The 14,754-nt window shown below is 38.3% G+C and carries 13 protein-coding genes; 5 read left to right on the plus strand and 8 right to left on the minus strand.

Annotation, left to right across the window (positions count from 1 at the left end):
* Positions 1 to 33: 33 nt before the first annotated feature.
* Positions 34 to 1,422, minus strand: a complete 1,389-nt coding sequence (lpdA, locus tag B2X72_RS22610; protein WP_070560650.1) for a dihydrolipoyl dehydrogenase — start codon at positions 1,420 to 1,422, stop codon at positions 34 to 36.
* A gap of 245 nt (positions 1,423 to 1,667) precedes the next feature.
* On the opposite strand from lpdA (B2X72_RS22610), the gene B2X72_RS22615 reads away from it, so the two are divergent.
* Positions 1,668 to 1,967 (plus strand): DUF3817 domain-containing protein, encoded by a 300-nt coding sequence (locus tag B2X72_RS22615; RefSeq protein WP_046674086.1) that lies wholly within the window; start codon positions 1,668 to 1,670, stop codon positions 1,965 to 1,967.
* Between the two features lie 85 nt (positions 1,968 to 2,052).
* Here the strand turns inward: B2X72_RS22615 and B2X72_RS22620 are convergent, their stop codons facing one another.
* From B2X72_RS22620 to B2X72_RS22650, 7 genes are all read right to left on the minus strand, one after another.
* Positions 2,053 to 2,457, minus strand: coding sequence for an acyl-CoA thioesterase (locus tag B2X72_RS22620; RefSeq protein WP_088160268.1), 405 nt, complete (start codon positions 2,455 to 2,457; stop codon positions 2,053 to 2,055).
* A 67-nt stretch (positions 2,458 to 2,524) separates the two neighbouring features.
* A complete protein-coding gene (gene lpdA / locus B2X72_RS22625; RefSeq protein ID WP_075991087.1) occupies positions 2,525 to 3,931 on the minus strand; it encodes a dihydrolipoyl dehydrogenase in 1,407 nt (468 codons plus the stop codon).
* Positions 3,932 to 4,145: 214 nt separating this feature from the next.
* Positions 4,146 to 4,679: a plastocyanin/azurin family copper-binding protein gene (locus tag B2X72_RS22630; protein WP_075991088.1), complete on the minus strand. Its 534-nt coding sequence runs from the start codon at positions 4,677 to 4,679 to the stop codon at positions 4,146 to 4,148.
* A 176-nt stretch (positions 4,680 to 4,855) separates the two neighbouring features.
* Positions 4,856 to 6,457, minus strand: a complete 1,602-nt coding sequence (locus B2X72_RS22635; protein WP_145327822.1) for a response regulator — start codon at positions 6,455 to 6,457, stop codon at positions 4,856 to 4,858.
* Between the two features lie 22 nt (positions 6,458 to 6,479).
* Positions 6,480 to 7,040 (minus strand): chemotaxis protein CheB, encoded by a 561-nt coding sequence (locus B2X72_RS22640; RefSeq protein ID WP_198386032.1) that lies wholly within the window; start codon positions 7,038 to 7,040, stop codon positions 6,480 to 6,482.
* Between the two features lie 6 nt (positions 7,041 to 7,046).
* Positions 7,047 to 7,886: a CheR family methyltransferase gene (locus B2X72_RS22645; RefSeq protein WP_232475681.1), complete on the minus strand. Its 840-nt coding sequence runs from the start codon at positions 7,884 to 7,886 to the stop codon at positions 7,047 to 7,049.
* On the minus strand, positions 7,874 to 11,305 hold the full coding sequence (locus tag B2X72_RS22650) for a GAF domain-containing hybrid sensor histidine kinase/response regulator (RefSeq protein WP_286851554.1): 3,432 nt from the start codon (positions 11,303 to 11,305) through the stop codon (positions 7,874 to 7,876). Before B2X72_RS22650 ends, B2X72_RS22645 begins: the two co-directional genes overlap by 13 nt.
* A 498-nt stretch (positions 11,306 to 11,803) precedes the next feature.
* On the opposite strand from B2X72_RS22650, the gene B2X72_RS22655 reads away from it, so the two are divergent.
* The 4 genes from B2X72_RS22655 (at position 11,804) to B2X72_RS22670 (ending at position 14,720) form a co-directional block, all read left to right on the plus strand.
* On the plus strand, positions 11,804 to 12,157 hold the full coding sequence (locus B2X72_RS22655) for an ISAon1 family transposase N-terminal region protein (protein WP_286851555.1): 354 nt from the start codon (positions 11,804 to 11,806) through the stop codon (positions 12,155 to 12,157).
* Complete coding sequence (locus B2X72_RS22660; RefSeq protein WP_286851556.1) at positions 12,150 to 13,133, plus strand: ISAon1 family transposase; 984 nt, start codon at positions 12,150 to 12,152, stop codon at positions 13,131 to 13,133. Before B2X72_RS22655 ends, B2X72_RS22660 begins: the two co-directional genes overlap by 8 nt.
* 487 nt (positions 13,134 to 13,620) lie before the next feature.
* The gene (locus tag B2X72_RS22665; RefSeq protein ID WP_286851557.1) at positions 13,621 to 14,139 is read left to right on the plus strand and encodes a KdsC family phosphatase; all 519 of its coding nucleotides are present in this window, start codon (positions 13,621 to 13,623) and stop codon (positions 14,137 to 14,139) included.
* 2 nt (positions 14,140 to 14,141) lie between these two features.
* Positions 14,142 to 14,720 (plus strand): Maf family protein, encoded by a 579-nt coding sequence (locus tag B2X72_RS22670; protein ID WP_286851558.1) that lies wholly within the window; start codon positions 14,142 to 14,144, stop codon positions 14,718 to 14,720.
* The last annotated feature ends 34 nt before the right edge of the window (positions 14,721 to 14,754 follow it).

The raw sequence follows: 14,754 nt of genomic DNA on the forward strand, positions 1-14,754 counted from the left end.
ATTTTCCCCTTTTTAGTTTTAGTTGTTTTAATACTACAAGTGGATCACTTCACCGTAAGCATCAGCACAAGCTTCCATAATCGCTTCACTCATTGTTGGGTGAGGATGGATCGTTTTAATCATTTCATGACCTGTTGTTTCCAGTTTGCGGGCAACAACAACTTCTGCAATCATTTCTGTAACATTGGCTCCGATAAGGTGTGCGCCTAGGAACTCACCATATTTAGCATCAAAGATAACTTTAACAAAGCCATCTTTCGCACCAGCAGCTGAAGCTTTTCCTGAAGCTGAGAATGGGAATTTACCAACTTTAATTTCATAGCCGGCTTCTTTTGCCGCTTTTTCGGTATAACCTACAGAAGCAATTTCTGGGGAACAATATGTACAGCCAGGGATATTATTGTAGTCAATAGGCTCAACATGTAGACCTTTGATTTTTTCAACACAAGTGATCCCTTCTGCTGAGGCAACGTGAGCCAAGGCTTGGCCTTTAACAATGTCACCGATCGCATATACACCTTCGATGTTTGTTTTGTAGAAATCATCTACAACAACACGGCCGCGATCAGTTTTTACACCAACCTCTTCCAAGCCGATATTTTCGATATTTGGAGCGATACCAACAGCCGATAATACAATCTCTGCTTCGATAACTTCAATACCTTTTTCTGTTTTGATAGAAACTTTGCTCAACTCACCTGTTGTGTCAACGGATTGAACTTCAGATTTCGTTAAGATGGTGATACCTTGTTTCTTTAAGCTTTTCTCTAATTGTTTTGAAATTTCTTCATCTTCAACAGGAACGATTCTATCCATAAATTCTACGATAGTTACTTTTGTTCCGATTGCATTATAGAAATAAGCAAACTCAACACCGATAGCACCTGAGCCAACAACAACTAAAGATTTTGGTTGTTTAGGAAGTGTCATTGCTTGACGGTAGCCGATGATTTTTTTACCATCTTGAGGTAAATTAGGCAATTCACGTGAACGTGCACCAGTCGCTAGGATGGTATGTTTTGCCGAATATTCTTTAGTAGAACCGTCTGCTCCTTTCACATCGATTTTACCACCTTTTTTAATTTTTGCAGTTCCATTGATGACGTCGATTTTATTCTTTTTCATCAAGAACTGAATACCTTTACTCATTCCTTCAGCAACCCCGCGACTTCTTTTGACAATAGCGTCAAAATCAGCCTCACCACCTTGAACATTGATGCCGTAATCAGCGGCATGGTTTAAATATTCAAATACCTGAGCACTTTTCAATAATGCTTTTGTAGGGATACAGCCCCAGTTTAGACAGATTCCGCCTAATGATTCGCGTTCAATAATCGCTGTTTTGAACCCTAACTGAGCGGCTCTAATGGCAGCAACATACCCGCCTGGACCACTACCGATTACAATGATGTCGTAATTCATATAAATAAATATTCTGTAGTTGAGTGTTATAGCTTCAAATGACAAAATCTGTGAAGCATATATTCATTCAAAAGTACGCATTTTTTCTGATGAATATGAACTATTTATTGTAAAATTGGCGGTTTCTGATAAAACACTGTCGCTGTTTCTAGCTGAATGTCACATCCTGGTCAAAGGGGGAAAAATAATAGTTAAAGCGTTTTTAGAGTCTTATTTTTGAAGTTCACAATACACAGTTTATCATTATGTTAAGAATATTCAGACAGATCGCCCTGTGGGAAGCAATCTCCACCATTTGCTTGTTTTTTATTGCCATGCCGTTGAAATATTTCGCGGGAATCCCCGAAGCAGTCAAAATAGCTGGTTCCATTCATGGCTTCTTTGTCGTTATCTTCGTCGTTATGCTGATCATGTCAACTGTAGAATACAAGTGGCCTATATTAAAGGCGGTGAAATATTTCTTGGCTTCTTTGATCCCTATTTTTGGCTTTTGGGTGGAATTGGATCTTAAAAAAGAAATTGAAGGAAAGAGACAGAAATCATAGTTTGTTTAAAAAATACAAATGCATGAATTTTTGCAAAGGGTTAGGTAGGGGGGAGATACCAAATTAATAAAGACAGGGGAGATGTTTAATCATCTCTACCTGTCTTTTCAATCCCCATATACGCATAGGTAATGCTATCTTTTCCATGAGGAGCTGGATTACCATCGTCATCCAAGTTTACAAAGACCAATTTATCGATCGATAGAATTGTTTTCCTGGATATTTTATTGCGTACCTCGCAGCGCATCGTTAAAGATGTTGTTCCAAAATTGATCGCTTCAATACCCAGTTCGAGAATATCGCCTTGCTTGGCTGAGCTTACAAAGTTTATTTCTGAAATAAATTTCGTAACCACTTTGGGATTTCCTAATTGAACGATAGCATAGATGACTGCTTCTTCATCAATCCATCGCAGTAGTGTTCCTCCAAATAATGTTCCATTGGGATTTAGGTCTTCGGGTTTGACCCATTTTCTTGTATAAAAATTCATCGTGTATAGGTATTTATGACAAAGGGGAAAAGTTTCCTTTTCCCCTTGAGTATCCGATATTTATCGCCTAAGCGTGTATTGCTCTGTTTGCTGTAGCTGCTAGCGCCGCCTCTTTGATTGCTTCAGTATAGGTTGGGTGTGCATGGCAAATACGTGCGATATCCTCTGCAGATGCACGGTATTCCATAGCTACGGTTGCCTCACCAATCATATCTGCTGCACGAGGACCAATCATATGTACACCTAATACTTCGTCAGTTGTCGCGTCTGCCAGTACTTTTACAAAACCATCCGTGTCACCAGATGCTTTTGCACGACCAGAAGCTTTGAAAGAGAATGATCCAGCTTTGTATTTTACACCTGCCTCTTTAAGTTGCTCTTCAGTCTTTCCAACAGAAGCAACTTCAGGCCAAGTATAAACAACACCTGGAATCAAATTATAATCAATATGTGGTTTTTGACCTGCAATATATTCTGCAACATATACACCTTCGTCCTCAGCTTTGTGTGCCAACATTGCTCCAGTGATCACATCACCAATTGCAAATACACCTTGTACAGCTGTTTCCAGATGGGCATTAACAGGGATTTTCTTACCTCTTTCTTCTACTGTGATGCCGATATTTTCTAATCCTAAGCCTTCAGAATATGCGGTACGACCAACGGCTACGATACAATAGTCGCCTTCTAAAGTGACTTCTTGTCCTTTTGGATCTTCAGCAGTTACTTTTACAACTTTACCTTTCGCGGAAGCTCCAGTTACTTTATGACCTAAATAGAACTCCATGCCCAATGATTTTTTCAAAACACGTTGTAGTTCTTTTCCTAAGCCACCATCCATTGTACCGATGATAGATTTTGCAAATTCAACAACAGAAACTTTTGAACCCAAACGAGCATAAACTGAACCTAGTTCCAAACCTATAACACCACCACCAATGACAATAAGGTGTTTTGGAATCTCTTTTAGGTTAAGTGCTTCGGTTGAGGTAATGATTCTTTTTTTATCAACAGGTAGGAAAGGCAATGAAGTCGGTTTCGATCCCGTTGCGATAATTACATTTTTACCAGTGATCTGCTCTGTAGAACCATCTGCTTTCGTTATTTTGATGGTGTTTTTGTCCACAAATGAACCCACACCCTGAAAACTGTCAATTTTATTCTTCTTAAATAAGAAGGTAATACCAGCAGTATTTTGGGCAATGACATCGTCTTTACGAGCAATCATCTTTGCCATGTCTACTTTCAGATCTTTCAAGCTGATGCCAAATGCATCAAAATTGTGCGCAGCATTGTGGTAATGCTCCGAAGAATCTAAAAGCGCTTTTGAAGGAATACATCCAACGTTAAGACAAGTACCACCAAATGTGCTATATTTTTCAATAACAGCTGTTTTTAATCCTAATTGGGCACAACGGATAGCTCCTACATATCCGCCTGGACCACTTCCGATTACAATTACGTCGTATTGCATTGATTACGTTTTATTTTTTTGTACCACAAATTTAATGATTATTAATGGGATAGGAAATCAAAACTTACGATTTGTGACCAAAGATCCTTACTTTACATTTTTTTGATAAAAGAATGGAAATTATGCACCTCGGGGAACAATGAATCGGTGCTAGTGGGGGGATAAAATTGAAAAAAGGATATTCATATTTTGAATATCCTTTTTTACTTATTCGTTATTCTGCAACAATTTTTCCTTGCATGACACCATAGTGACCAGGGAAGCTACAAATAAACGTATAAACTCCTTTTTCAAGTGTAAAAGTGATTTTATCAGTTTCCCCAGGTCCCAATAATTTTGTGTGGGAAACAATTGAAGATAAAGCTGATTTTGGAATATATTCGTCTGCCGCAGCTGCAGCAGCCTCAGCACCAAAAGTTGGAAGGTCAACACCTGGTTTTAGGATAACTACGTTATGTCCCATGGACTCTTTTGGCATAGTACCTGCATTTTTGAAAGATAATTCTACTGGCTCACCCGCTTTTACACGGAATAGATCCTTATTATATTTCATTTGATCGTTACCTTCTAAAGATAAGCTGTTGGAAATAGCCACGTTTTCAATTCCAGGCACTGTTTCTGTTGCTTGGCTTTCTGTTGAAGTTGTCGCTTCTGTACTAGTTGATTTTTCAGACTTGTCACTGTTTCCACCACAAGATGCAATTGATAAAGCAACTGCAACTGCTGGTATCATAAAAAGTTTTTTCATTTGAATGATTGTTTGTTTATCTTTTATTTATTGTAGGCATTTCCGCAGCCTTTAGCGGTTTAGTGATGAAGTTATGACGAACGTAATTCCTTTCTGGATACACGTTCATGAGAAATAACATCAAAACATCTTGATTATGTTCTAAAATTAATGATTTCATTGATAAATTGAAACTATCATTTCAATTTTGACAATAAAGTATCAATTGTTTTATATAATTTGATAGGATCGAATGGCTTTCCGACAACTTCATTGGCTCCGGCATCGAGCGCTTCCTGTTGTTCGGCTTGGAGCACAGAGGCTGAAATGGAAATAATCGGCATGTTTGCGATTGTCGGATTCGTGTTTCGACGTATTTCCTTGATCGCTTCAAAACCACTCATGAGCGGCATATGGGCATCCATAAACACCAAATCAATTTTTTTCTTATTGATTTCCTCTAATGCAATGAGGCCATTGGTTGCCAAAGTGATTTCGCAATTCCAGCTCTTCAGGATATTTGCCAGCATAAAACTGTTTAATTCATTGTCTTCAGCAATCAGGATCATCGGAAAGTTGAACTTGGGCAATTCCGTATAGAGTATCTGCGTTTCTTTTTCTACGGGTTTGTCTTTGATTTTGTCGAAAGTACATTCAAAGGAAAATATACTTCCTTTACCATATTCACTCGATGCAAAAACCCGACCGTTGAGCAGCGCAGCAATACGTTTTACAATTGCGAGGCCCAATCCTGTACCGCCAAATTTTTTGGTGATACTATCTTCTCCCTGTTCAAACGCAATAAATATTTTTTCCAGGGCGTCTTCTACAATGCCGATTCCTGTGTCTATAACCTGAAACCGTAAACAGATGCTATGGTTATCCTCTGTTAGAAGCTGAATTTTTAATACAACAGAACCTTCCGAGGTGAATTTGAAACTATTGGAGATAAAGTTGGTCAATATTTGTTTCAACCGTAGTGGATCTGTCAGAAAATAACTTGTGATCCGATCGTCTACATCAATTGAAAAATTCAACCCTTTGTAGTTGGCTTTATCAATAAAGAGGTTGTTTAGATCATCTGTAATATCGTGCACTGATGTCGACTCCATGTTAAGTTTCATCATACCTGAGTCGACTTTCGATAGGTCTAATATGTCGTTGATAATAGTCAACAGATTTTGAGAGGCAGAGTCCAGTTTATTGATCCAGTTTTCTTGCTCTAAAGTGAGCTGGGAGTTCTTTAACATCTGTGTAATGCCCATAATACCATTAATAGGCGTACGAATCTCATGGCTCATATTGGCTAAAAAGGTTTCTTTCGACTTTCTGGCAAGATCTGCCTCTTCTTTAGCTTTGAGAATGGCCTGTTTTGATTCTTCTAAGGCAATGTTTTTCTCTTTAATTTCCTGCTGTATCAGTAATTGCTGAACAAAAGATTTTACTTTTGCGATGGTCGCTTCCGGGTTCAGTGGTTTATATAGATAATCCACAGCTCCGCTATTAAGTCCCTGAATGAGGTATTTGTCTTCTTTTGAAATCGCTGTTACCATAATGGGGATAATATGGTTTGTTTTCGGATTCTTCTTTAGGAAGGAAACAAATTCAAAACCATTGATTTCTGGCATCTGTACGTCAACGAGCGCTAAGTCAATATCCTCTTTCCAACAGATTTTTAAAGCCTCGTTGGGATCCGTGCTCGTCACTATATTTATATTTTCGATATCCTCCAGCAGTGCTGTAAGACTGATAATATTTTCAATTTTATCATCGACAATCAATATATTTATCTTCTTCATTATAGCAAATCTAAATACAATTTTAAGTCAATTGCTTGATGTAATCTTTTATTTCTTGAATGCTCAAAATGCGTTCCTGTGCATCGAGTTGAATAGCTGCTTCGGGCATGATGGGAACTTCAGCCGTCGTAGGGTCTTGTACAAAAGTCGTCCCGCCGTATCGTTTTATCATTAATAATCCCTGTGCACCGTCCTGATTCGCTCCAGAGAATAAGATAGCGGTACAATTTTCTTTATATATTTCGGCTACAGATTCGAAAGTTACATCAATTGATGGTCTTGAGTATTGAACAGGTTCCGAGATATCCAAAGAAAAGCTATAGTCTGGTTCAACTAAAAGATGATAGCCAGCAGGGGCAAAATAAATAGTCCCATCTTCTATCGGTTCCTTATCATCTGCAGTTTTTATTTTTTGAACAAGCGCTTTGGAAAGCGTGTCCTCAATACTAGAAGCATATTTAGGGTTTCTGTGTACAATGACAATAACGGGTATGCGGATTGGTCGTTCCAATGACTTTAATATATTTAGAATGACACTAAACCCACCGGCAGACCCCGCTAACAAAAGAATTTTCCTTTCCATCACCTACTAACCAATTTTTTGGTAAATATTCTGTTTTTTGTTTACGACCTTAAATTTAGCAGCGTCTTTATAGTTGATTAAAGATTCTTTCGCTCCCAAACATAAGAAGCCCAGATGGCATAGTGAATGATAGAATAAATCCAGGACTTTATTTTGCAGTTCAGTATCAAAATAGATCAATACATTACGGCAGGTAATCAGTTGAAATTCATTAAAAACGCCATCGGACACCAAGCTATGCATGGAAAAAAGGACATTTTTTTTCAGACTATTATTAATGGTAGCTGCGTTGTACATCGCTGTATAATAATCCGACAGTGAGTTTTTTGGTTCTGTTTTAATAAAATTTTCCGAGTATTCTTTAACTTTCGCGAGCGAATAGATACCGCGTTTTGCCTTTTCTAACACTTTGCCGTTAATGTCGGTACCATAAATAAATGCACGTTGGTAAAGATTTGCTTCTTCTAACAATATGGCCAGCGAATAAACTTCTTCGCCAGTAGAACAGCCTGCGCTCCAGAGTTTTATATGTGGATAAGTAGCGAGATAGGGAAATACATCCGTTTTTACAGCTTTATAAAAATCAGGATCCCTAAACATTTCAGTTACATTGACTGTAATTTCCTGTAGGAAATAGGTGCTGAATCCGGGCTGATTAATCAAATTGGACTTTAGCTCCTGTAGATTGAGCTTGTTAAGTTCCATTATTCTAGTCACACGTCTTTTTAAGGAAGCTCTTGTATAGCCGGACACATCATAGCCGTGGAGATTTTTGACTATATCAATAACTTCTTCCAACTCTTCAAAACTTATCATTGCTACTATTTTATCGGTTAACTCAGCCATACGCGCATCAGAGATATTAATTTGTCAACATCAACCGGTTTACTAATATAATCGTTTGCTCCAACAGCAATTGTTTTTTCTCTATCCCCTTTCATTGCTTTCGCTGTCACAGCAATAATAGGAAGGTTTGCAAATTTCTTGTTTGCCCTTATTTTTTCAATAGCCTCATAACCATCCATAACGGGCATCATGATATCCATTAAAACAAGGTCAATCTGTTTATTCCGTTCAAGAATATCTAAAGCTTCCTGACCATTGTTGGCAATTTCAATGTTCATATCATAGCTTTCAAATGCAGTGCTCAGGGCGAAAATATTCCGCATATCGTCATCTGCGAGTAATACTGTTTTGGAAGCTAAATTGTTTTCCGCAATTACAGAGGCTCCTGAGTGATTGAACATCGTGTATTCGTGCTTATCACTGCGAATTTTATTTAGGAATAAATTAACTTCATCAATCAGGCGATTATTTGATTTAGCCGATTTAAGGACCATCGCCTGGCTATGATGCAAAATTTCGGAAGTCTGCTCTGTAGTGAGTTCCATTGCCGTATTGATGATAATGGGTAAATCCTTAAATTGATTGTTCGATTTGATTTCATTCAGGAGTTCAATGCCTGATTTGTCAGGGAGATTCAGGTCCATAATGATGCAGTCAAACAATTTCTCTTGATCTAATAGATCGAGGGCTTGTTTTGCATTGAAGGCCTGAAATATCTGAATATGCTGTTCTTCTAAAGATTGTTTGATAAAATCGCTTTGGATTTCCTGATCTTCCACCAGCAGAATTTTTTTCAATGGATGACTAGTCGATGCTTTTATTTTTAAGAATGTTTCAGCCAAAGATTCTTCTGACACAGGTTTAGCCATAAATCCGATGGCTCCGGCAGAAATAGGTTCATCATGTAAAAATGTTCCTGCCGACATCATGTGCACGGGGATCTCCTTGGTGCTGTCAATTTTTTTGAGGTTACGAAGAACTTCCCAACCATCCATTTTAGGCAACATGATATCTAAGATAATTGCGGCAGGTCGTAAATTCTGTGCCTTTTGTAAACCATCTTGCCCATCATAGCTGATGTATACATCGTAGCCATTTTGTTCGGCGTAGTCTTTTAGAATATCTGCAAAAATAAAATCATCCTCAATAATCAGCAGTTTATTGTGTTTTCCATCGTTGTCGATCGACTTCGTTTTTTCGACTATAGGATTTTTCTTTGGAATTTGTGGCGGCGGATTACTTTCTTTTTCGATCGATGTTACTTTCGGGACTGAAATTTGAATCTCCTGTTCTAGCGGGATACTGAAGGTAAAGATACTACCTTCACCAACCTTACTGGATAAGTTTATTTTCCCTTTTAATAAGCTAGCAATTTCGCGGCATATCGATAAGCCTAAACCAGTTCCACCATATTTACGACTCGTTGAGCCATCTTCCTGTTTAAAAGCATCAAAGATTAGCTCTTGTTTTTCAGGAGCAATGCCAATACCGCTATCTTTAACCGTAAAAAGAAGATTTTCTGCTTCAGCTTCTATCGCTAAAGAAACTTCGCCTTTTTCACCTGTAAACTTGAACGCATTCGATAATAAATTCTTTAGGACTTGTTGTATACGATGTTCATCACCAATGAATTCCTGCGGTGCATTTACATTGACATCGAGCAAGAAGTGAATATTTTTCGAAGCTGCGGTATCACTGAAAAAATCTTTAATATAATTGACAAGGTAGTTTGTGTTGATACATTCCTTTTGGACGTCAACTTTGCCCGATTCAATTTTTGCCAGATCCAACAATTCGTTAATTAAATGTAGGAGATCTGAACCAGCACTGTGAATAACAGAAGCATACTTTATTTGGTCCTCACTTAGGTTTTTCTTTTTGTTATCCTGAAGTAATTTGGCAAGAATGAGTATACTATTAAGTGGTGTCCGCAATTCATGGCTCATATTGGCCATAAATTCAGATTTATATTTGCTGGACAGCTCTACTTCCTCTATTTTCTGGGCTATGGCCTGACGGGCTTTTTCCAGATCTTCATTTTGGGCAAAGAGCAATTTGGCCTTCTCGTCAAGCTCATTATTGGTTTGGATAAGTTCTTCCTGCTGTACTCTAAGCTCTTCCTCAGAAGCCTCCAACAAATGGGTCTTATGGATTAACTCCTCATTTGTTGTTCTCAATTCTTCCTGTTGCGTCTCTAATTCCTCGGTTTGTTGTTGAAGTTCCTCATAAAGATCGGCAAGCTTCCCATGAGTTTGGGCTACTTTGATGATAACGGCAATGTTATCTTTTGCTTTATCCAGGAAGTTAAATCGTAGTTGCTCGTCTTTCTCATTGGTAATGGGGCAACAAATTTCCATGATACCGACACAATGGTTTTCATAAGAGAAGGGTACAATATAGATCTCGGCTTCTAAACGATCGGATAACGAGGTTTCTAAGATAAGATGCTTGTGGTCGACGTCTTTTATTTTAACGACTTCATGATTGTTTGCGACTTCGCCCAAAATACCATCGTTTTCCTTAAACGTTCGTTTGATATACTGTGTGGAGGAAATACCAATTTTGTGGCAAAGCTGATACTCCTGATAGTTATCATCGAAAATGTAAATCGTCCCACCTAATGCTTTTGTCGTGGAAGCAATAGCATGTAGGCTTATTTCGGCAATTTTCTTGTCTGTATAGTCACCGCGTAATTGTTCGTCAATGCCATTAATCGCATTCAAAATCCAGTTATCACCATTGGTCTGTTCTTGCAATAGTTGGAGACTTTTATTGGATTCTTGTTGACTTTTCACTGTAGACCTCAGAAATCTAGAGATCGAGGAAATTTTAGCGAGAATATAGAAGAACCCACTTAAGCCAATGGCGATGAAAAGGTAAGTAATGTACTGGGCCAGTTGCAGTTCATTTCTAGATTTTTCTAAGAGTCTTGCCCGTTGGTCTAATAGATCTCTCGACATGAGATCGATCTGATTTAATATCGAGGCCTTTCGCTCGTGAATATTATGTGATATGGATTGAGTTTCCTTTGTGTGATCGATATCCTGCTCAAAGTCGTAAAATGCAACGATATCTTTGCGGATGTTTTCAGTGCTGTTTGGCTGAACATGATAGAAATCATCTTTCAAACTTAAAGATCGCAACAGTTCGTCCATTTTTTTAAATTCCATTTTATAAGGAATAAATAGTGAAGCGTCTTTCTTATTCAGGTAATCAAGTTTGATGTCATTTACTTCGTCTACACTTGATTTGATTTCATTAATAATATTGAATCTATTTTCGGCAACACGAACAATACTTCGCTCGTTATTTAAATTATGATGCAGCGATATGAAAAAATATAGGGCTGAAAGGAAGATAAGCGAAAAAGAAATTATCACTCCTATGGTAATTTGCTTTCTATAATTTTTTCGATTCATGTTAGAATGAGTTTATCGTTTACTTTTCTGTAGGTATTGTGTTTCGATGGTACCTGGGGAAAAAGATATATGTAAAATAACAAAAAAACTTGCTATTCCTAAAATAATCAAAAGTCAGCATAGAAGCAAACCTATAAACAGTCATGGGGCATCCCAAAATAATCGATTACCGCGCAATAGCGATTTTTTGTTACGTAAGCGTAGCTCATACCATTTTTTGTCTTTTAATTCTGAGTTGCGGCAAGTAGGGATCAAGTAGTGATCAAATTAGGCATTTTAACAGTGTTTGTTCAGTGCTCGTTCAGTGATTGTTCAGTGCTTGTTCAGTGATCACTCAGTATAAACTGAATAAGCAGTGACTGATCACTGTCTAAAAATTGATTGAAAATTGTTTTTAGCTATATGTTGGTAGGGAGATGGTTCGGTCAAGGGATCAAGCAGAATTCTTGGGGGAATACAAAAAATTTCCTAGTTTAGTTTGCTTAATACAGATATCCCTTGCAAGACGCCGAACGTAAATTACTATCCCTATTGATGCCCGAAGGGCTTTTAGAATACTTTCAGATTTTAGAAGTCGATCAGGTTGACAATCAGCTCCATATTTATCTAGACGAGCTTAATATTGCTCCAACGGGCTATGAGAACAGCAAGTTGGAGTCAAAGGGCTTTATGCCTTCCACAGAGATTTCAGACTTTCCCATTAGAGGTCAGAAAGTTACTCTACATATCCGCCGCCGCCGCTGGACAGTTTTAGATACGGGAGATATTATCACAAGAGATTGGAACCTGGTGCGTGAGGGTACTCGAATGACGACTGAATTCGGGCTTTTTTTAAAGAAGATATTTGGATAACTATCCTGTAAGTGCCCAATTGGTAGGGTTATTCTTCCAGATGGACGGCAAGCAACTTCAGGATCAATACAAGAACCATCTCAGTGACTTCCATGACTGGAGCCAAAAGCCACATGCAGAGCGATGGACTCTTTTCCCCGGGAACATCTCTGAACGCTTGAGCATCGATGAGACCAGTTTTAGCAACGGTGAATTATATACCATTGTTAGCAGTAAATCGGCAAAAGGAGGTAAAGGGACGATCCTAGCGACTATCAAGGGCACCAAGGCCGAAGATATCATCACTGTTCTTGAGTTAATACCTTTACGTTCAAGGAATAAGGTAAAGGAGGTGACCATGGATATGGCGCCGAACATGGCCAAGGCAATCCGTAGATGTTTCAGGAATGCCAGGCGTGTGGTCGATCGTTTCCATGTCCAAAAGTTAGCTTACGATGCAGTGCAGGAACTTCGTATTAAGTATCGTTGGGAAGTATTGGATGCGGAAAGCAAGAAGATAATGGAATCGCGAAAGGGAGGAACCTCATATGAACCCGAGTTGTTGCCTAATGGAGACACGCTCAAACAGCTACTGGCTAGATCCAGACACCTCTTGTTCAAGCACCCAAGCCGATGGTCCGAAAACCAGAAACACCGAGCCGAATTGTTGTTCATGCGGTTTCCCAAGCTAAAGCTCGCTTATGACCTTGGAATTGCCCTAGGTGACATATTCAATAAATGCCAGGACAAAAAGATAGCATTTACCAAACTGGGACTGTGGCATAATCAGGTTGAAAATGCGGGAATCGCTTCATTTGAGAGCGTAGCAAGATCCATTGCAGCGCATCATCAATACATTCTACACTACTTCGACAATAGAAGCACCAATGCTTCAGCAGAATCTTTCAATGCAAAGCTCAAAGCGTTCAGGGGTGTCTTTCGCGGTGTAAGAGACACCACATTCTTCCTATATAGAGTAATGAAATTGTATGCTTAAAAACTTCTCCTCCCCCAAACTTTCGGTATGATCCCGGTCAAGTCTATTAAATAGAAGAAGAAAAAATGCTTATAAAAACAAAACCCTGATGATGGGCACCAGGGTTCGTTACTAACCAATTATAAACCTAAATTATGAAAAGACTCTTTAAGGGCTTCTAAACTAAATTAGTTGCCGTGTTGTGCCATGAAAACTAAAAATGATTGTTTTTTTTAATCTTATGCAAGCTTCAAGTAAATAACTCTTCTGATTGCTTGCTGTTAGTGTTTCATAGCGAGATAACCTTTAATTATCTTCTACAAAGATACGGTAAATATACAGTAGCATCCAAATATTTTTGAGAATAAGTTGCTAATACAACTATGTTGTGACACACAAATGATATTTTGGCTTAACTGAATAATTATCTGACAGTCCTGTCAATTAGATCAGTATCGCTACGCGAATTATTACTCAAAATGCCTTACTTTTACAAAAATAAATTTTTATGGTATTGACCGAATTTAAATCGATAAGAGCATTTGTATTGGATGTAGATGGTGTATTGACTGATGGTACTGTACAAGTTAATGAAGAAGGGCATCAGTTACGTACATTTAATATAAAAGATGGCTATGCTATGCAGTTGGCGATCAAGAAAGGCTATCCTATTTTTATTATCACAGGTGGAGGTTCGAAGGGGGTCGAGCAGCGGATGAAAGGTTTGGGAATCAAAGAAGTGTATTCAAAAGTTAGTGACAAACTGTCTAAAATGAAAGAACTTGCTTATGATTACAAGCTTGAATTAAATCAGCTGATGTACATCGGTGACGATATCCCTGATTTTAGCTGCATGAAGTCTGTTGGCGTAGCTGTTTCTCCGGCAGATGCAGTAGAAGAGATCAAGAAAATTTCACATTATGTGTCTAGTTTTTGTGGCGGAAAGGGAGTTGTGCGTGAATTGATCGAAAAGGTCATGAAAGTACAAGGCAAATGGTATGAGGATGAAACAGTAAAAAGTATATAAGGATGTTGAAAAATCTAAAAAATAGAACAATTATATTAGGGTCTCAATCTCCACGGAGAAAACAGCTGTTAGCAGGGCTTGGGCTGACATTTGAAGTCGACGTTCGGGAAACGGAGGAATACGTGGATCCGAATTTATCCGCTGCAGAGGTCGTTCGCCAAATCGCTATTTGTAAAGCGGAGGCATTTGGGGATAAAGACGATTGTCTGGTTATCTGTGCTGATACTATTGTCGTATCGGATAAGGGCGAAATTTTAGGTAAACCCAAAGATGAACAGGAAGCCAGAGCAACGCTAACAAACTTGTCTGGTAAGAAACATTTGGTGTTGACTGCTGTAGCGATCTCATGGGAGGGTAAGATTAGCACTTTCGTCGAAACGACAACTGTTTATTTTTACGAATTAGATGCGGATGAAATCGATCATTATGTTACTAAATTTTCACCATTAGATAAAGCGGGTTCTTATGGAATACAGGAATGGATCGGCTTAATCGCTGTAAAAAAAATGGAGGGAGAATATAATAATGTGGTGGGATTGCCAACGGCAAAGCTTTATCAAGAATTGAAAAAGTTAATGTAAAAAAGCGGCAAAAGCCGCTTTTTTATTATTCATT

The organism is Sphingobacterium sp. UBA7253 (assembly GCF_002472745.1).
In the GTDB taxonomy this organism is placed as follows: domain Bacteria; phylum Bacteroidota; class Bacteroidia; order Sphingobacteriales; family Sphingobacteriaceae; genus Sphingobacterium; species Sphingobacterium siyangense.

What these genes read in the sequence shown, in the direction of transcription:
- lpdA (WP_070560650.1), bottom strand. Translation starts at nt 1,422, where the DNA reads ATGAATTACGACATCATTGTAATCGGTAGTGGTCCAGGCGGGTATGTT.
- B2X72_RS22615 (WP_046674086.1), top strand. Translation starts at nt 1,668, where the DNA reads ATGTTAAGAATATTCAGACAGATCGCCCTGTGGGAAGCAATCTCCACC.
- B2X72_RS22620 (WP_088160268.1), bottom strand. Translation starts at nt 2,457, where the DNA reads ATGAATTTTTATACAAGAAAATGGGTCAAACCCGAAGACCTAAATCCC.
- lpdA (WP_075991087.1), bottom strand. Translation starts at nt 3,931, where the DNA reads ATGCAATACGACGTAATTGTAATCGGAAGTGGTCCAGGCGGATATGTA.
- B2X72_RS22630 (WP_075991088.1), bottom strand. Translation starts at nt 4,679, where the DNA reads ATGAAAAAACTTTTTATGATACCAGCAGTTGCAGTTGCTTTATCAATT.
- B2X72_RS22635 (WP_145327822.1), bottom strand. Translation starts at nt 6,457, where the DNA reads ATGAAGAAGATAAATATATTGATTGTCGATGATAAAATTGAAAATATT.
- B2X72_RS22640 (WP_198386032.1), bottom strand. Translation starts at nt 7,040, where the DNA reads ATGGAAAGGAAAATTCTTTTGTTAGCGGGGTCTGCCGGTGGGTTTAGT.
- B2X72_RS22645 (WP_232475681.1), bottom strand. Translation starts at nt 7,886, where the DNA reads ATGGCTGAGTTAACCGATAAAATAGTAGCAATGATAAGTTTTGAAGAG.
- B2X72_RS22650 (WP_286851554.1), bottom strand. Translation starts at nt 11,305, where the DNA reads ATGAATCGAAAAAATTATAGAAAGCAAATTACCATAGGAGTGATAATT.
- B2X72_RS22665 (WP_286851557.1), top strand. Translation starts at nt 13,621, where the DNA reads ATGGTATTGACCGAATTTAAATCGATAAGAGCATTTGTATTGGATGTA.
- B2X72_RS22670 (WP_286851558.1), top strand. Translation starts at nt 14,142, where the DNA reads ATGTTGAAAAATCTAAAAAATAGAACAATTATATTAGGGTCTCAATCT.